This is a genomic window from Pseudofrankia coriaricola, assembly GCF_032027725.1.
In the GTDB taxonomy this organism is placed as follows: domain Bacteria; phylum Actinomycetota; class Actinomycetes; order Frankiales; family Frankiaceae; genus Pseudofrankia.
The window spans coordinates 84145-101670 of record NZ_JASNFO010000074.1; the positions used below are offsets into that span (position 1 = coordinate 84145).

Annotated in this window: 14 protein-coding genes and 1 tRNA gene; 5 read left to right on the forward strand and 10 right to left on the reverse strand. The window is 74.2% G+C overall.

Annotation, left to right across the window (positions count from 1 at the left end; translation table 11 throughout):
- Positions 1-51: 51 nt before the first annotated feature.
- The 4 genes from QOZ89_RS33215 to QOZ89_RS33230 all read right to left on the reverse strand — a co-directional run bounded on the left by QOZ89_RS33215 (position 52) and on the right by QOZ89_RS33230 (position 9164).
- A complete protein-coding gene (locus QOZ89_RS33215) occupies positions 52-3003 on the reverse strand; it encodes an AfsR/SARP family transcriptional regulator (RefSeq protein WP_312627666.1) in 2952 nt (983 codons plus the stop codon).
- A gap of 251 nt (positions 3004-3254) precedes the next feature.
- Positions 3255-3539, reverse strand: coding sequence for a hypothetical protein (locus QOZ89_RS33220; RefSeq protein ID WP_071049690.1), 285 nt, complete (start codon positions 3537-3539; stop codon positions 3255-3257).
- A 61-nt stretch (positions 3540-3600) separates the two neighbouring features.
- On the reverse strand, positions 3601-3870 hold the full coding sequence (locus QOZ89_RS33225; RefSeq protein WP_071049689.1) for a pyrophosphorylase: 270 nt from the start codon (positions 3868-3870) through the stop codon (positions 3601-3603).
- On the reverse strand, positions 3867-9164 hold the full coding sequence (locus QOZ89_RS33230; RefSeq protein ID WP_312627669.1) for an FtsK/SpoIIIE domain-containing protein: 5298 nt from the start codon (positions 9162-9164) through the stop codon (positions 3867-3869). Before QOZ89_RS33230 ends, QOZ89_RS33225 begins: the two co-directional genes overlap by 4 nt.
- A 156-nt stretch (positions 9165-9320) precedes the next feature.
- On the opposite strand from QOZ89_RS33230, the gene QOZ89_RS33235 reads away from it, so the two are divergent.
- The 3 genes from QOZ89_RS33235 to QOZ89_RS33245 all read left to right on the forward strand — a co-directional run bounded on the left by QOZ89_RS33235 (position 9321) and on the right by QOZ89_RS33245 (position 10528).
- Positions 9321-9411, forward strand: a tRNA-Ser gene (locus QOZ89_RS33235).
- A 195-nt stretch (positions 9412-9606) separates the two neighbouring features.
- Entirely contained in the window at positions 9607-10071 is a 465-nt protein-coding gene (locus tag QOZ89_RS33240) for a hypothetical protein (RefSeq protein WP_312627672.1), read from the forward strand.
- Positions 10072-10375: 304 nt separating this feature from the next.
- Positions 10376-10528, forward strand: coding sequence for a hypothetical protein (locus QOZ89_RS33245; RefSeq protein ID WP_198543300.1), 153 nt, complete (start codon positions 10376-10378; stop codon positions 10526-10528).
- Between the two features lie 294 nt (positions 10529-10822).
- Here QOZ89_RS33245 and QOZ89_RS33250 read toward each other — a convergent pair whose 3' ends face one another.
- A complete protein-coding gene (locus QOZ89_RS33250; RefSeq protein ID WP_071049686.1) occupies positions 10823-11263 on the reverse strand; it encodes an SRPBCC family protein in 441 nt (146 codons plus the stop codon).
- A gap of 250 nt (positions 11264-11513) precedes the next feature.
- Between QOZ89_RS33250 and QOZ89_RS33255 the strand changes: the two genes are divergently transcribed.
- On the forward strand, positions 11514-11723 hold the full coding sequence (locus QOZ89_RS33255; protein ID WP_071049685.1) for a hypothetical protein: 210 nt from the start codon (positions 11514-11516) through the stop codon (positions 11721-11723).
- Between the two features lie 139 nt (positions 11724-11862).
- On the forward strand, positions 11863-12003 hold the full coding sequence (locus tag QOZ89_RS33260; protein WP_198543299.1) for a hypothetical protein: 141 nt from the start codon (positions 11863-11865) through the stop codon (positions 12001-12003).
- A gap of 58 nt (positions 12004-12061) precedes the next feature.
- On the opposite strand, the gene QOZ89_RS33265 is transcribed toward QOZ89_RS33260, so the two are convergent.
- The 5 genes from QOZ89_RS33265 to QOZ89_RS33285 all read right to left on the reverse strand — a co-directional run bounded on the left by QOZ89_RS33265 (position 12062) and on the right by QOZ89_RS33285 (position 17153).
- Positions 12062-12751 carry a response regulator gene (locus QOZ89_RS33265; protein WP_071049684.1) on the reverse strand — a complete coding sequence of 230 codons (690 nt, stop codon included), beginning with the start codon at positions 12749-12751 and terminating at the stop codon, positions 12062-12064.
- A complete protein-coding gene (locus QOZ89_RS33270; protein ID WP_312627675.1) occupies positions 12744-14312 on the reverse strand; it encodes a sensor histidine kinase in 1569 nt (522 codons plus the stop codon). The genes QOZ89_RS33265 and QOZ89_RS33270 overlap by 8 nt, the downstream gene beginning before the upstream one ends.
- 348 nt (positions 14313-14660) lie before the next feature.
- Positions 14661-15407, reverse strand: coding sequence for an ABC transporter permease (locus tag QOZ89_RS33275; RefSeq protein WP_312627677.1), 747 nt, complete (start codon positions 15405-15407; stop codon positions 14661-14663).
- A complete protein-coding gene (locus QOZ89_RS33280) occupies positions 15407-16423 on the reverse strand; it encodes an ABC transporter ATP-binding protein (RefSeq protein WP_312627679.1) in 1017 nt (338 codons plus the stop codon). The genes QOZ89_RS33275 and QOZ89_RS33280 overlap by 1 nt, the downstream gene beginning before the upstream one ends.
- Positions 16424-16610: 187 nt before the next feature.
- Positions 16611-17153 carry a Uma2 family endonuclease gene (locus QOZ89_RS33285; RefSeq protein ID WP_071049680.1) on the reverse strand — a complete coding sequence of 181 codons (543 nt, stop codon included), beginning with the start codon at positions 17151-17153 and terminating at the stop codon, positions 16611-16613.
- Positions 17154-17526 lie beyond the last annotated feature (373 nt).

Consider the following 17526-nt stretch of genomic DNA (forward strand, 5'->3'; position numbering starts at 1 on the left):
GTCCATCGTGCCCGGACGCCGAGGTGCCCGCGCCCGCCGGCCCGCTCGGGCTCAGCGGCGGTCGCGGTGGCGGTAGCCGGGCAGGAGGGCCTTGAGCAGGGCGCTCGTCTCGGGCTCGGCCGGACGGTTCTGCGCACGGCGCCCACGCGGCAGGCTGACGCCGGGCCGCGGCGCCGTCGCGGCGGGCAGTGCCCGGTACATCTCAGCGGCGACGGCCTCGAGGGTACGGCGGTCACCCCGGGCGGCGACCGTGCGCAGCAGGTCCCGCCAGAGGGGCTCGGCGGCCGGGACGGCGCGAAGCCCGGTCCGGCACGCGGCCATCGCGGTCGCGGTGTCGCCCGCGTGCAGACTGCGCTCGGCGAGGCGGTGGGCGACGTCGACGACGGCCGCGCGCAGGCCAGCCTCAAGCCCGGTCGACCGTAGCCAGCCGTATCTGCCAGCTGGGAGGTCCGCCAGGAGCGGACCAGTGACCAGGCCCAGCGCCGCCGCCAGCTCAGCTTCTGCCCCGCTCCCGACCGTCGCGATGCCGGCACCGCCCGAGGCGGCGCTCGGCGGCTGGTCTGCCTGATGGGCGTGGGCGGCGAATGCCCACCAGTCACAGCGGACGTCCTGGCCGAGGCGCAGCCGCCCGTCCTCGCCGGTGACCAGCCGGGGATGACCGGATGGGCCGGTCCCGAGCCAGTCCCTGGCGCGGCTCACGGAGGCCGCGGTGACGAAGTCAGGAGTAGCACGGCCGGAGGCCGTGCTCCTGGCGCTGGCCGGCCGGAGCGCCGCCGAGAGTGTCCGTGGATGTGCGCCGTCCGGGTGCAGGGCCAGGTAGACGAGAAGCTCTGTCAACGACTCGACCTGGTCGCGTGCCACCGGTCCTGGCGCATAGACCGTGGGCCGGCCGAGCACTCGGATCTCCGCCTCCCTCGGGTCGGCGAGCTCGGCGGGCGGTGTGGCGGCCGCGTAGGGGAGGTGGAGAGGCGAGATCGGCCCCGTCGGGGAGGGTCCCGCCCCGCGGCCGAGAGGCCCGGCCACCCGGTGTCCCCGCCCGGGCCCGGGCGGGGGCGCGTCGCCTGGAGGCGCGTCGTCCGGCGTCGGCGGCGTGCGATGACGCGCTGTCGGGACCAGGACCGACAGCGGCCGTCTGGTCGGTCGGGAGCCGGGGAGCTCCGTCGGTGGGGGAGCGGTGGGGCCGCCCGCCCTCGGCAGCGTGCGCGGCGCATCGGGCGACGTCGAGCGTGGGTCGGGATCGGTCGGACCGGTGACGCCCGGCGCTGGCGGCCTTGGGGGATCCGAGCTGGGTTGGTCGTGCGGACCAGTCGGGCGCGGCGGTGGCTGGCCGGCGCCGGATGGCGCGGCCGCGGCTGGACCGGGGGCCGTCACGGCCGGCTCGGGCAACACCGCCGGCAACATCGCCGGGCCTGGTCCGAGCGACACACGGGGATCAGGCGGAACGCGGGGATCAGCCGGGCGGGGCGGTGGCCCGCCGGGCCGGGAGGGGACGGTCGTGCCTGGATCGGCCGCGGCCACAGGCAACGCCGACGGACCGGCGGGTGGGCTCTCGGCGGGCAGCGCCGGCAGGAACGGTTCCGCGGGCAGGAACGTGCCGGACGTGGTCCGCGGGCCGCTACCGGGGGCGACGGGCCTGGCGGCCGTGGGCGGCCCGACCGGGAGTGTCTGACCGGCCGGGCGGGCGGGGCCGGCGCTGTCCTCGCCGGCGTCCTGCTGGCCCACGACCGGTGGGGGGAACGGCTCGGCCTCGTCGGCCGCGGCCGACGGCCCGTCGGGCACGCCGACGTCCTGGGAGTCGTCGTTCTGGGAGTCGTCGTTCCGGGAACGGAACAGGTCGACGAGTGCGGCGTGCTGCGCGGCGGGCAGGAGTTGCGCCACGACCTCGATGCCGAGCACGCCCAGCGCGAGCCGGCCGTCCTGGCTGGCGGTGAACACCCAGCGGGCCGCCGCCATCTCGCCGACGACGACCACGCCGACGGCCTGGCCCCGCCCGCGCGCGAACCGCGCCAGCCGGGCGGTGTCGGCCTCGTCCGGTGGGCTGGCCAGCACCAGCAGGTCCGGCGCCCACAGCGCCTGCGTCCTCGCCTCCCGCCGACCGTGCAGCACAGCCATCGCGTCTGAACCGTCCCAGGGCACGCCCGTCGCGCGGGCCCGCTGCTCCTCGCGTGCCGCGAGCTCGGCCAGCGCCTCGCCGACGGTCGCGACCGCGCGCAGCCGGTCCGGCGCGACCGCCGGCGGGTCGTCCGGGAACCCGATCAGGTGGATCCGCAGATCGTCCGACCACCGGTTGGTGGCCAGCTCGACGGCGATCGACATCGCGATCTCCCGGGCGCGTGCCTGGTCACCGCCGATCGCGATGACGCCCGGCGCGCCCTCGATGTCGACGAGGATCCTGGCACCATTCCCTTTGTTCCCTTTGTGCCCGATCGTCGCGAGGCCGGGGAACGGCGCCGGGACGGCGGGCGGGATTGTCTCGCCGGCACCGGCTGGCAGCCCGTCCGGCGTCCCGGAGGGACGCTCGATCCGCCATGTGCCGGGCGCGCCGCCCTTCCACCACGGCGCCGGCGGCGGGTCGAGTGGCGCCGGCGCGAGGTGCAGGATCAACGCGTCGTCGGTGAGCGTCGCCGCGAACACCGGCGGCAGGGGCCTGTCCTGCGCGGCCAGCCCCGCGGACAGCAGCCGGGTCGCGCGATCGAGGAAACTCGCGGCGTCGACGTCGGCGGCCAGCCGCAGGGCCTCGCCAACCGTGCGGTGCCGGGCGGCCAGCGTCGACGTGCCCCGTCTGGCCAGCGCGGCCAGCAGACCGGCGGCGAGCAGCGACCGCCCGCCCGGTCCGCGCCGCGGCTCCGCTCGGCGAATCGCGGGTTCGGCGGCGTCGTCGACCGGTGGCGGGTCCGGACGGCTCGACGCCTCCCCACCGCTGGGCCATTGGTTTGGTGCCCCTGGCCCAGCCGGCCGGACATGCCGGCCGTTCCTTCGCCTGCCCACGCCCCCGAAGGCCACTCGCGACCCTCCTTCCCGCCGTCTGATCACTTTGCGTCGTCGTTGTGCGTGCCGACAAGAGGTGTTGTCGCCCGTCCCATCCGAAAACCGTGTAGCCGGCCCTTTCACTCCGAAACCTTCCGTGAAGTCCTCGCGTCTCCGGGGGTGGTTTAGCTGTTTTGGTGATGCCCGCGGGATGTGTCGACGTGTGCCGGGCCCCTGTCCAGCTGATCGGCGAGATCGGCGCGGAAGACGCACCCGGTGGAGAAGGCCTAGCCGGCGCCCTGGATGTCGTCCTGAATCTCGCCGAGCCGGGTGCGCAGCCGGCCGAGCTGGGTGTGCAGGTCGGTGAGCGCGCGCTGGTATGCCGGCCAGACGGTCGAGCGGAACTCGGTGGCCGTGCGGCCGTCCCAGCATTCCGGGTCGGTGAGCACGCCCGCGTGCCGGCGCAGGTCGTCGAAACTTCTCAGCAGCGGCCCGTTGACGAGGGTGCCGAGCCCGACGACCGCGGCGACGGCCTCCGGCGTGCTCCGGACGGTCCCATCCGAGGCGGACATGGGTATCTCTCCTTGGGCGTCGGGGTGAGGATGGCGTCGAGGAGGGCTTGCCCGCGTGGGCTCAGGCGCCCGCGTCGGCGATCCGACGGTTGATCTCGGCGATGGATCTGGCGAGCTCGTCGAGGTTGGTCCGCAGGTTCGTCAGGGTGGTCTCCACCTCCGGCCACACCTGCGTGCGGAAGGTCTGGGCCTTGGGGCCCTCCCAGTTCCTCGGGTCGGCCAGCGTGCCGCCGTGGCGGCTCAGGTCGGTCGTGATCGCGGCGAGGCCGGGCAGCTCGCCGCCGAGGCCACGGGCGGCGGCCTGCGCCGCCGGGGTCGTCACCGTTCTCATGGGTCGGCTCCTTCGCCGTCGCGGGGAAAGGGGATCCGGCTGTCCGCGCCTCGGTGGATGCCCGGGGCGGGTAGCGGGGCGAGCTTAGGTGATCTAGGCGGGTCCGTGATTCGGGGGTGAGACCCCCCGAACTGGACATCGCCGGGCGTGACTGGGACCTGGGCCTGGACCGGTGTCGGCATGCCGCGCCGGATATACAGCCCCCGTCCCGGGGGATGGGCACCGCCGGCCGAGCGGGAGAGCCGCCGGCCGAGCACCTCGCCGTCCGCCGGTCCGCCGGGCCAGAGCAGCAGGCCGCACCCGGAGCGGCGCATGTCGAGCAGGAACCCGCGGAACTGGCCGAGCAGATCCTCGGTCGTCCCGGCGGCGACCAGCGCGGACCGGGTGTCACGCGCCCGGCGCAGGAAGTCGGCGAGCCCGGCGGCCAGCGGCGTGTCGGCGAGCAGCTCCGCGTCGTCGACCAACACGACCGTCGGCGCGTCGTCATCCCGGCCGGCACATCGCAGCAGCCGGGCCAGGTCGCCGGCGTCGGCGGCGGCGTCCAGTGGGCCGAGTACGCCTCGCGCGCCGGCCAGCCCGCGCAGCGGCGAGGGCCGCGGCGTGACCAGGACCAGCCGGGTTCCGCCCGCGAGCAGGGTCGTCGCCAGGGTGACCAGCGCGGTGCTGCGCCCGGAGCGCGCGGGCCCGGCGACCGTGAAGCCGGGGCCGTCCTCGGCCAGATCCACGATCAGCGGGCCCAGCTCGTCGCCGCCCACGCCGACCAGGCCCAGCAGCGGCGCCGGCGGTGCCAGCGATGCCGCCGCCGCACCCGCTGTCGTGCCCGCCATCGTGCCTGGCGGACCTGCCGGCGTCACGGCCGCCTCGGCGGGAGCCGGCGATCCCGGCGTCGTCAACGGCCCGCCGCGCCCTGGCGTCGGCCACAGTGATCGGGTGAGTGCCGCCGTCTCGGCCAGCGTGATCCGTGATGGCAGGGCGTCGATCCGCATCGGCCGGCACTGGTCGGTGCGCGGGCCGGTCGCCGGGCCGGGCGGCACACCGTCCCGCGCCGCCGCCCACGCGCCGATACGGGCGAGCGCGGCGACCTGCGTCTGGCCAGACGGGTCCGGGGCGAGCAGCGCGACCTGGGTCTCGACCGCCGGTGCCGCGCCGACCGCCGAGCCCCCACCCGGCGCGGCCCTCCAGGACCGGCCGCCCCGCCCAGCGAACGTGCCAGCCGCGCCCCCGACCGCTCCCCCGGCTCCGCCACCACCCCCGCCTTCATCCGCGCCGGCCGTCCCGTTCGGATGGGCGCCCTCGGGTGACCGCACCGCGCCGTCGCGCTCGGGTTCGTCGACTTCGTCGGTGGCGTCTTCGCCGGCGCCCCCCGCGGCGTTCTCGTCGGCGTCGCCGAGCCGGAACCCGCGTCCAGGCGGCAGCCCGTCCGGCACGGCCGAGCCCGCCAGGCCAGCCAGCGGATAGTCGCCCCGGTCGGCGAGACGCAGCACCAGCCGGTTCTCGATCGCGGACGCGACCCGGCCGGTCAGGCCACGCCGGTCGGCGCTGACCACCACCCGCAGGCCGACCGCCGGGCCTTCGCGCAGCAGCCGCGACAGTTCGTCGACGAACCGCCCCCCGTCGAGGTTCTCGAAGGCGGCCAGGAAGCCCTCGAACCTGTCGAGCAGCAGCACCAGGTAGGGCAGCGCGGCGGCCGGCTCGGCTGCCCGCTGCTCGCCGAGGTCCGCGTACCCGCGGCTGGCGAAGGCCTCCTGCCGGGCGGCGACCTCCGCGCGCAGCCGGTCGAACAGCCGCTCCACCCGCTCGGGCGCGTCCGCGCTGACCACGGCCCCGGTGTGCGGCAGCGCGGTGAGCGCCAGCAGCGCGTTGTTGCCGCAGTCGAGGCCGAACAGATGCGCGTCGCGCGACGGCACGGTGGCCGCCAGCGCGCCCGCGAACGTCCGCAGCACGGTCGACCGGCCGGATCGCGCCGACCCGACGACCAGCAGGTGGCCGTACCTGTCCAGGTCGATCAGGTAGGGACGCTGATCCTGGTCGTTCGGGAAGTCCGACAGCCCTATCGGGATCGGGGCCAGCCGCCCGCGCCCGCCTTGCGTGCCGCGGGCGGCCGGCGGGCGCGCCGCGCTGGCGAGCAGGTCGCCCAACGTGACCAGCGACGGCATCGGCGGCAGCCAAGGGCCAGGTTGCCTGGGCACACCGGCCAGCTCGGCCGCGGCGCGCACCGCGCCGACGAGCAGCCGCAGATCGCTGACGGCGCCGTCGTCCGCCACCTCCGCCGGCCGGCGGGGAGCCGGCGCCCCCAGCGCGGCCCAGGGCAGCTCGACCACCCATGGTGCCCGCGCGGCCCTGCCCCTGCCCCCACCCGTCGCCGGGCCCGGAGACGTCGACCGGCCTCCGACCCGGCCGGCCTGGAACGTCACCAGTGACGCGTGCCCGAGCCGCGCGAACGCCCGCCCCGGCGTCGAGCGGGCGATCCACGCGGCGTCTGGAGCATCGAGGACGTCGGCGCTCTCGCCGGCGTCTGTCATCCGCAGCCCGATCCGCAGGTTGGTGTTCGCCCTGATCTCCGGCGAGACCACGCCGGCGGGCCGTTGGGTGGCGAGCAGCAGGTGGATGCCGAGCGACCGGCCGCGCTGCGCGATGTTCACCAGCCCGGCGACGAACTCCGGGAGCTCCCTCGCGAGCGAGGCGAACTCGTCGATCACGATCACCAGCCGTGGTGGCGGTGGTAGTCGTGGCGGCCGGCCGGCGGCACCGGAAGCACCCGGGCGGGACAGACCGGTCAGGCGCTCGTAGTCCTCGAGGTCCTTCGCGCCGGCGTCGGCGAGTACGTGCTCGCGGCGACGCAGCTCCGCGTTCAGCGAGGCGAGTGCCCGCGCGACCAGATGGCTGTCCAGGTCGGTGACGAGGCCCACGCAGTGCGGAAGATCGACGCAGTCCGCGAACGCGCTTCCGCCCTTGTAGTCGACGAGCACGAACGTGAGCGCGTCCGGCCGGTTCGCCACCGCGAGCGACGCGACGATCGACTGCAGCAGCTCCGACTTTCCCGAGCCGGTCGTGCCGGCGATCAGCCCGTGTGGCCCATCCCGCCGCAGGTCCAGCGTGAACGGCCCGCTCAGCCCGACGCCGACTGTGAACGAGGTGCCGCCGCCGGGAGCGGCCGCCCAGCGGGCGGCGACCGCCGCCGCCGTCGGCGGATCGAGATCCAGGACGTCGAGCAGCCGCGCGGCGGTGGGCAGCGTCGACTCCTCCCGGCCGCCGCCGACGTCGCGCAGCGCCGCGAGCCCACGGGCCGCCCGCTCGCACCAGGCTGCCGCGCCGCGCACGGAGACCGTCCCGCCGAGCGTCTGGCCGGACGGGTCCAGCGCCGCCGCGGTCGCGACGAGGTCGGGTCGGACGTCGTCGACGTCGGCGGCCCCGCCCGCCTGCCTGACCCGCAGCCCACCGGGAGCCTGCTCCACCACCGCCTGGCACTCGGCGGGCAGTAGCCGGACGTCACGGTCCAGGCAGATCGAATACATGCCGACGGCCGGGCCGTCGCGCAGTACCGACACCATTCCGGGCAGCGCCCGCAGCGCGCGTGCCCCGTCGAGGATCACGAGCACGTCCGGCTCCCCGGGGATGGGGGCCGAGTGCCCCGGCAGGCCGGCGGAGGTGCCGCCGCGGGAAGAGGGGGCAACGGGGCGGCCACCCCGGCTCGCGGTCCTCGCGGCGACCAGCTGGGCCAGTTCCCCGATCTGGCGCGCCCTGCTGACGTCGTCCAGGCCGACCCGGACGACGGCGTCCTGGCCGCCCGCCTCAGCAGGCGGGCGGGCATGTGGCAGCCAGCGTGACCAGTCCCAGGCCGATGCGCCGTCCGCGTCCGACCAGGTCAGCAGGTAGACGACCAGGTCCAGTGGGCTGTGCAGGACGGCGGCCTGGGCCAGCAGCCAGCAGCCGACCACCCGCGGCAGCTCGCCGCGGCCGGCGATGCCGAGCACGCCGCGCTCCGCGAGCGCCACCGTGACCGGGACGTCCGGCACGGTCCGGCTCCACCCCCGTGGCCGGTGCCCGTCGTGCGGTCGCTGCTCGGCGGGGTCCTCGACGGTCAGCTCGCTCGGCAGGTCGGCGGTGCCGAGCCGCAGGCGCAGGTAGTCCAGATCGCCGCGGCGCCGTTCCCACAGCCGCCGCCTCGGCCCGACCGCCGTGAGCAGCACCTCGGCGGGGTCCGGCGCGCCGGCGCGGCGCGCGGCGCACTCCCGGACCAGCGCCGCCCGGATCTCGCCTTCCATGTCGGCGAGCCGGCGCCGGTGCTCGGCGAGGTCGCGGCGATACGCCCGGCGGGCTCGCCGGCCGCCGCTCAGATGCGAGGCGACCATTCCCAGCGGCGCCAGCAGCGCGAGCAGCAGCAGGTAGTAGATGTGCAGGGCGAACGCCATAACGCCCGCGCCCACCGCCGGCAGCAGCGCCCCGAGGATCGGCGCCGGACGGCGCTCGGGCCGCGCGGGCGCGGGCGGCAGCCGGAAACGGACGTCGGGCCGCGGCGATGACAGCCGGGGCGGCCGGTTCACATCGAGCCGGTGTCCGTCCGCGGCCGGCCGGGTCGCCAGGTCCGGCGGCCCGGCGACCGTCACGGTCAACAGCACCGCCCCCACCGCCAACATCGGCGCGGGCCGGAGCGGCGCGGCATCGTCGTGACCGCTGGCCAGGTCGGCGACGCGGCCCGGGGCGGTGCTGCCCCCGTCGCCGTCGCCAGCCACGCGACCACCGCGGCCGGTCTCGTCGTGTTCGGCCACGAGCGGCAGCGGCAGTAGCCGTCCGGCCGCGGGCAACGGCTCCCCGTCGAGGAGGACCTCGCCGAACCCGTCGCCCACCCCCGCCGGGAGCACCGCGCACGAGCCGTCCGCCCCGACGACGAGCACCATCGCCACACCCGCGACCGTCGGGTCGTCGAGCGTCACGGCGCAGTCCGGCCCGGTGCCGATCAGGAACTCGCCCGGCCCGAGCCGATGCACCACACCGGCGCCCGGCCCGCCGACGACCCGCGCTTCGACCAGCCCGACCGGCTCGCCCACCGCGGCGCACCCCGCCGCCGACCTCAGGCTGACCACGGCGCCGTCGACCAGCGGCGACTCCCGCAGGCCAAGCCGCCCGTCCACCGCACGCCCGCCGACGAACACGTCGACGCCGCCCGTCCTGGCGCGGAGGCGGCCGGCGAGCGCCCGCCCCACCTCCCGGACAGGTGCCTCCTCGTCCGCCTCCAGCATGACGTCCCTGCTGACCCCACGGACCGGATCAACGACGGTCAGTATCACTCGCATGCCGCGCAAGGTACGTCTGGACCACCGCGAATCCCACCGAGCCAGACATCCCGCCGCCGCACAAGTACTTGACAGATCCATCTCGCGGGACGGTGCCCGCGGCCCGGCCGGCCGCCACACCCGTCGGTCCAACCGCTATGATTGACTAGCACGCTGGGAGGCTTCGCCTAGTCCGGTCTATGGCGCCGCACTGCTAATGCGGTTGGGGGCATTAACCCCCTCCGGGGTTCAAATCCCCGAGCCTCCGCTCTGACCTGCGGGTTCGCACGATGGTGCGGGCCCGCTTCGTCGTTCCAAGGTCACTAACTGTCGCTCACTGGCACATGCCGGCGTCACGGTCCTGATCTTGTGCTGGTGCGGCACGAACGTGGCGATGCGTACGGCCCCCGCCTGCGCCAGCTCCTCCACGCCGGCCCTCCATGAACCCCAGGTCCTGGCCCTTATGGGTGTGGGCACCTCGTCGCCGGTCGGGAACGCGAGAGAGGATCGGCAGGTCACGGGGCTAGTGTCGGTGTCGGCGTCGGTGATCTGTTCGGTGACGGGCTCGTCGCTGTTCGCCGCCTACCCAGACTGGAACTCCGGGGCGGCGCCGACGGCGAGCATGGCGAGGGCTGTCTACTCGTCCGACGTCGAGCTGGACACCGGGGCGGCGCTGTACGAGACGGCGAAGGGGGACGCTCAGTGGCTCGATGAGTCTCGCGACGACCGCGCCCAGCGGAGAGCTCTCCTGGGTCGTCGCGGAGATCAGGGGCCGTCTGGGCAGCCACCTCACACCCAGGATGATCTTGCTGTGAGGGGAATGTCGATGTACCGGATCCGCTCCCTTGTGGTTGCCCGGGCGGCCCATGCGCTCCCATCCCACTCCAGCGCAGGCGGCGACCCGGTGACCGCGGCCTCGATGATCTGACCGCTGACCACCAGCCGCACTGACAGTCGCACCCACAGCGGCACCTGCCGGCCGGCGGACGCCGCCCTGACCGCGATCGCCGTGCTGACACCATCCGGCCCGGCAGTGATCCAGAGGTCGGCGGGAGCCTGGTCGCCCCGCACCCGGCGCAGGTCGCCGCGACGCTGCCCGCCGATCAGGCAGCGGGATCGTTTCGCCAAGGACGCTCGGCACCGGCCCGACGCCGGCGGCGGCTGGAAACCGCTCGCACGGCGCCGCTACCGGCTTGTGGGGACCCCATACATCCGCTGATTGGAGGCGTTTCGTGGCTGCCTTGCTCCGCCTGCTTCGCCGGTTGTTCACCCGTACGCCCGCCGAGCCGCGTACTCGCTGCGTGTGGCCGGACTGTGCGGGAACCTGCCCCGCGCTGCCCACCGACGACTGCGCACTCGGGTTGCGCCCGCCCGACTGGAAGTGACCCGCCATGCCGACACGCCGGACCCCGGTCGGCCATGTCGAGGTCGACCGCGTCACGTCGACCGCGTCGCCCGTTCCAACCAGGGCTCCCGCGCTGCGTAGCGCGGGAGCCCTGGTTTCGTGTCGGGGTCCATGCCTCGGTCACCGTCTGGGGCACGCGCACGTGACCGGGTGAGGCGACGCCGATGGGTTCACCTCTGTCCGTGGCCCGTGGCCCCTGGTCGTGCCGGCCCGCGGCCACCCATCGGTTTGCCGGCCTGCCCGGCGATATGAGGCTTCCCCGACCAGCGCCTGATCAGTGCCAGTCGCTGATCTGCACGTCGCGGGGCGCGGGAGCGCCGGTGCCGGTCTCCAGGAGCGACTTCAGGCTCATCAGGAACGTCGCCCACTTGGTGCTGCAGTGGTACATGAACTCCACGGGCTCACGCCATCCCTGGTGAGCGAACATGATGATCGTGTAGTCGCCCGCGGTCCGCAGGTCCCAGCTGACCTGGGTGCCGACCCACTCCTCCGGGCCGCCGATCACCTCCCAGAGCACACGCTCCGCCGGCTGGGTCTCCAGCACCTTCATGTCGAAGCCGCCGGGCTCGAAGTGGAACTTGAGCACGCCGCCGGCCTCGCCGTCTCCGTGCGTGTCGTCGGTCCACCAGCCCGCCAGGCCCTCCGGCGTCGTCAGCGCACGGAACACCGCTTCGCGCGATGCCGTGATCCCCACGCGATGCAGGATGTCCACCATCGTTCTCTCCTCTTCTCCACCCAGCCGCGGCCGGGACGCGTTCACTGGCTCTTCTGGAAGGCTTCGGCGATCTGCTTGATCCGCCGCAGCCGGGCGTCCCAGGGGTTGCCGACGGCGGGGCATCGATGTGGATCTCGCGCTCGATGCTGGCGTACTCCATCAGACCTCCCGACTATCGCAACCATTGGTTGCTGGTGAGGTTAACGCCGCTTCCGCGGAAAGGCAACCATCGGTTGCTCTACCCGGCGGCATGCGGGTGCCATACGACCGCGGCGGAGACGACACAGCCGCGGCGGAGGCGACGCCGGAGCCGGGCAGAACCGGGGGCATCGACGTCGGCGGCTGGCTGTGGATCACCTTCGTCAGGGACGCTCGGACGGTCTTGGAGAACCCCGATCTTCCGGCGACGGTGCCAGCTGTCCGGCCGGCACCGTCGGTGCCCGTGCCGTCCCCGGACTAACCTGGTTGTGTTGCATCCCGTCCACGCATGGGCGCTTTCGGTGACTTGCCTGAAGTCTGCCCCTTCCTGAGGAATAGTGGGCGACTCACCAGGGAACACACCAATCCCTGGGTCGGCACTTCCGGAGGAGGATCCCGTCATGGCTCACTATGTCTGCCCCGGCTGCAAGACCAAGTCCGACAAGGTGGCGACACGCGCCGAGGCCGCCCAGCTGTTGGAGATCCATCGCCAGTACTTCTGCACCGTGGCAAAGATGGCGCAGGGGCTCAGGCGTCGCTGATCCCGCGCGGCACCCTGGCCCGCGGGCTCGGCCGTCCGCCCGCTGGTGGTCTCGGTGGTCAGTCGGTGCGGCGGGTGGGCAGCAGGCCCCTGCCGAACGCCTCGGCGACGGCGGCGGCCCGGTCGTTCACGTCCAGCTTGGCGTAGATGTGCAGCAGGTGGGTCTTCACCGTCGCCTCGCTGATGAACAGCCGCCGGGCTACCTCCCGGTTGGTGGCGCCCCGGGCCACGATCGCCAGGATCTCCAGCTCCCGGGCGCTCAGCGGGTCGCGTGTCGGGGCCGGTGCCGCCCGCATCTGGCCGAGTAGCCTGGTCGCGACCGACGGCGAGAGCACCGCCTCACCACGGGCGGCCGCGCGCACCGCGCGGATCAGGTCGTCGCGGGGCGCGTCCTTGAGCAGGTAGCCGGTGGCGCCCGCCTCGATCGCCGGGACGACGTCGCTGTCGGTGTCGTACGTGGTCAGTACCAGCACCCGAGCGTCGCTGTCGGCGGCACGCAACGCGGTGATCGCGCCGACCCCGTCGAGCCGCGGCATCCGCAGGTCCATGAGCACCACGTCCGGTCGCAGCGCGCCCGCGAGCCGGACGGCGGCGGCGCCGTCGCCGGCCTCGCCGACCACCTCGATCGACGGGGTGTCGGCGAACATGCCGCGCAGCCCGTCGCGTACCACCGGGTGGTCGTCGACGAGCAGCACTCGCACCGGACGGTCTACCTGCTCCCCGTAGTCGGGAGGACACGGCTCAGGCATCGACGGCCCACGCAGGTGCCTCGACCATCGGTCGGTCCCTTCCCGCCGTCTGCGTTCCCGTCGTCGCCGTTCCCGTCGTCTCGATTCCCGTCGTCGCCGTTCTCCCTGTCTTGGCTCCCGCTGTCTTGGCTCCCGCTGTCTCGGCGTCGCCGCGTGGCGCCGGGATCGCCGGCAGCGTCGCGGACACCGCGGTGCCCGCGCCCGGCTCCGACTCGACGCTGAAACCGCCGGCAAGCCGGGCGACCCGCTGGCGCATCGCGGCCAGCCCGAACCCGCCGCCGCGCGTGTCTCCGCCGCTCTCGGCTCGGCCGGGGCCGGCCACGTCGGTGTCGGTGTCGAACCCGACGCCGTCGTCGCGGATGTCGACGGTCACCACGTCGGACATGTAGGACAGCGTGAGCCCCACCCGGGTCGCGGCCGCGTGCCTGGCGACGTTGGCCAGCGACTCCTGGGCGACCCGCAGCACCGTGGCCTCCACCTCCGGGTGCAGCGCGACGACCGGCCCGGTGGTCGACACCTCGACCGGCACCCCGTTCGCCTGTGTCCAGCGGGCCGCGACGTCGACCAGCGCGTCGGGCAGCGCCGCGTCGGCGAGCTCGGCGGGGCGCAGCGCCTGCACCGACCGGCGGGCCTCGGTCAGGCTTTCGCGGGCCAGCCGCAGCGCGGTCGACAGATGGTGGCCTCGCGCGCCCGCCTGTTCGGCGGCCTGCAGCTGGGTGACGATCCCGGTAAGCCCCTGCGCGAGGGTGTCGTGGATCTCCCGGGCGAGCCGGGCCCGTTCGTCCAGCGTGCCGGCCTCCCGAGCCTGGACCACGAGCTGGGCGTGCAGACCGGCGTTCTCGGTGAGCGCGGCCTGCAACCGCCGGTTGGCCTCGCCGAGCTCCGCGATCGCGCGTCCGCGGGCGGCCCGCTGCTCGGTGGAGATGGCGTCGAACCAGGTCAGAGTGCCGGCGACACCGACGTTGAAGCCGAAGACGACCACGTAGAGCAGCAGGTAGCCCCAGGACGTCGGCACCCCACCGACCTGCGACGTCGCCACGATCATCGCGGTGACGACCGCGCCGAGCATGCGCCGCCACCCGGTCAGCAGCGCGGTGGACTCCAGGTAGCCGGTAAAGGCGAAGAAGCCGAACCAGGGCGCAAGGATGACCAGGGTTGCGATCAGCACCAACAGGATGACCAGATAGCCGGTCATCAGCCGTCGCCGGCCCACCCAGGTCGGATGCAGGACGCGGAACCACACCATCCAGCCCGCGGCGACCACGGAGAGCCCGATTTCCACCGCGACCTGTGACCAGCCGTCATCGCTCGGCACCAGGGCGGACAGCAGGACCGAGAGGCCGAGGCCGACATACGGGATGATGCGGTAGGCAAGCATCTCCCGCCGCTCCCAGGACTCGACCACGACGTCCGCGCTCGCTGGCGACGCGGCGTCGCCGGTCGCGTTGGGAAGGCCCCGCCCGGCCGGTGAGCCGGTGACGTCGGGCGCCGCCGGCTCGGCCCCGACGCTGGACGCGCCAGGCACCGTCGACCCCCCCACCAGGTCGGCCGGGTCGGCCATGCGACACCTCTTTCCCGATTCGCCCAAGATTCGTACCTGGTGTGGACTGGTGACGGCGCATTGGCGCAGCGCCAACGTAACTACCTGACCGACCTCGGACCAGACCAGCCCAGCTCCGTCCGAACACGCCAACCGCGATCTCAGCCGGGGAGGGCGCCCTGGCGCCCGACAGGGGTCGGGGTTCTGTACTTGGTGTGGACTGGTGACGGCGCATAGGCGCAGCGCCAACGCAGCCATCTGACCGACCTCAAACCAGCCCAGCTCCGTCCGAACACGCCAACCCCGAAACCAGCCGGGGAGGGCGCCCTGGCGCCCGACGGGATCGAGCGCGTCCAGCGCCTCGATCCCTCACATCCAGCGGAACCAGCGGGCCGCGCCGAGGCCACACAGGACGATGTAGGCGACCATCACTCCCACATGCACCAGGCCGGGCCACGACCCGGACATCGAGTCCTGCAAGGCGCCCACCGCCGCTCCGAGGGGGGTCGCGTCACCGATGTCCACGAGTACGCGCGGCATCGCCTCCCGGGGCACCCACAGCCCGGCGAAGAACATCAGCGGGTAGAACAGCCCGACGCCGATGCCGTTCGCGACCCCGCTGCTTGGCGCCACGGCCGCGATCAGCAGGCCGAGCGCGATGAGGGTCGCGATCGTCAGCAGGAGCGCCAGCACGTAGCCGACGGGCTGTTCCGGCGCGGGCACGCGGAACGCGGCGGCACCGACCACGTGGAGCAGCGCCGCGACGAGGACCGCGAGGATCGCGATCACGGCGCCCTGAGCGGCCAGCAGCGACGCGGGGCTCGCCGGGGTGGTCGCCAGCCGCTTGAGGACGCCCTTCTCCCGGTACCTGGCCAGGGCGCCGGGCGCCAGGCTCAGCCCCAGCAGCGCGACGACCATGACGATCGTGATCGGGAGGTAGAGGTCGATGACCCGCGCACCGCCGAGATCGGCGCTGTGCTCGCGGAAGGACGGGACACAGCCGAGGATCACCACGAGAACGACGGGCAGGCCGACGGCGAACAACGTCGTACCAGGGTCGCGCAGCGCCAGCCGTGCCTCGCTGCGCACCAGCGCTTCGAGCACCTTGCGGGACATCAGGACCTCCTCGTTTTGCGGCCGGCGGTGCTTCCCTGGGCCGATGCCTTAGCCGGTGCCTTGGCCTGGGGCGTGTTCTCGCCCGCGTCCCTCGGTTCGGGGGCTGGCGAGCTGGTCAGCGACAGGTAGGCGTCGTCCAGCGTGGCCTGCTCGATGCGCAGGTCCTGGGCGACGATCTGGTGGCGGGCGAGCACGACGACCACGGCGTGCACCAGCTCGCCCGTGCCGGTGACCCGCACGGTCGGCCCGGTGTGGGTCACCGAGGCGACCTCGGGAATGGCGGTGAGGAGGGAGTCGTCGATCGGCGTGGACGGCCGGAACCGGATCGTCGACGTGCCTTCGGTGGCGCGGGCCAGCGCGGCCGGGGTGTCGAGGGCGACGATCCGGCCGGCGTCGAGGACGGCGACCCGGTCGCAGAGCCGCTCGGCCTCCTCGAGCAGATGCGTGACGAGCAGGATCGTCACGCCGCGATCGCGGATCCGCTCGACGAGGTCCCACACGTCCCGCCGGCCGTGCGGGTCGACGCCCGTGGTCAGCTCGTCGAGCACCGCGACCCGCGGGTCGCCGACCAGCGCCAGCGCGAGCGAGAGGCGCTGGCGCTGCCCGCCGGACAGCTTGCCGAACCGGGTCCGGCGCACCTCGGCGAGGCCGAGCTCGTCGCGCAGCGCCGCGGTGTCGACGGGGGCGTCGTAGAACGCGGCCTGCAACGCCAGCGCTTCGTCGACGGTCATCCGCCCGGGCAGCTCGCTCTCCTGCAACTGGACGCCGAGCTGGGGCGTGAGCGCCCGACGATCCGCCCACGGGTCCAGCCCGAGGACGCGGACCGTGCCCCGGTCCTGCCTGCGCAGTCCCTCGATGATCTCGACGGTCGTCGTCTTGCCGGCACCGTTGGGCCCGAGGACGCCGAAGATCTCACCTTGTCGCACGCTGAACGACACTCCGCGCAGTACCTCGCGGTCGCCGTATTGCTTCTCGAGGCCAGCTACCTCGATCGCGGTGGAGCCTGAACCAGCCATGACACAACACTGCCGCCGCCGGCGCCCGTTGTGGATCAACCGTCCGGTCATCCCCGCCCGCGAGCCGGCTGATCCGCCCATCAACCAACTGGTCGATGGCGCACCGCGCTCCGCGGTCAGCGCCCGCTCCCCGGGCCAGCGCCGCCCAGCGGCGACGGGCCAGCGCCACCGGCGGCCGGGCGCCGGGTTACGGCAGCTGGGTCAGGTTGATCGTCACGGGGAACGGGGTGGTGACGTGAACCAGGCCGCCGCGGACGGCGTGCTCCTGGTAGATCTGCGACGCCGGGTCGAGGTCGTAGGCGCAGGCAACCGGGACGCCGGTGGCCGACCACTCGATCCGCCAGTAATGGCCGATGCCGGCCTGGGCGTAACGATGCACGCCGACGATCCGGCCGGTCGCCTGGGAACTGCTGGAGACCAGCTCGACGACGCATAGTACCCGGTCGGCGTGCATCGGGGCGGTGTCGAGCGCGTCGGCGCGGTAGACGACGACATCTGGGCGGCGGATCGTCAGCGGCGCCTCGGTCAGGCATATCTCGACGGCGACGTCCGCGTTCCACTCCGGCCCGCCGGCGGCGTCCAACGCGTTCGCGATGTGCCGCGCCATTCTCCGGCGCCGGGCGGAGGCGACGGCGGCGGTGACCACCTGGCCATCGGCGACCTCGACGTCGGCACGATGGTCCTCCGACCAGCGGTCGTACTGGCGCGACGTGACCTTCTCGGCGGCGATGGTCCACCTCCCTGGTCAGCAGCCAGCCTAACTCGGTCAAAAGGCGAACGCAGCCAGTCGATGGCGTACATGCCAGATCGGAGGGCGATCGCTCCGGGCACGGTCAGGTGCCGGAGATCGACGACCGAGACCTGGCCACGAGGTGGGTGCCGGCACGACTCGGCGGGGGGGGGGCGCGGGGGGGGGGCCCCCCCGGGCGGGGGGGGGGGAGCGCGGGGGGGGGGGGGGGGGGGCGGGGGCGGCGCCCGCGGCGGGCGCCGAGGTGGGGGCGTGGGGGGCCGCCGCCGGCGTCGTCGCGCGCTGCCTGCCGAGGGCGGGGTCGCTTTCCCGCAAGGCGCGGGTGGCCGTGCTCGGCAGCTACACGACGTCGCAG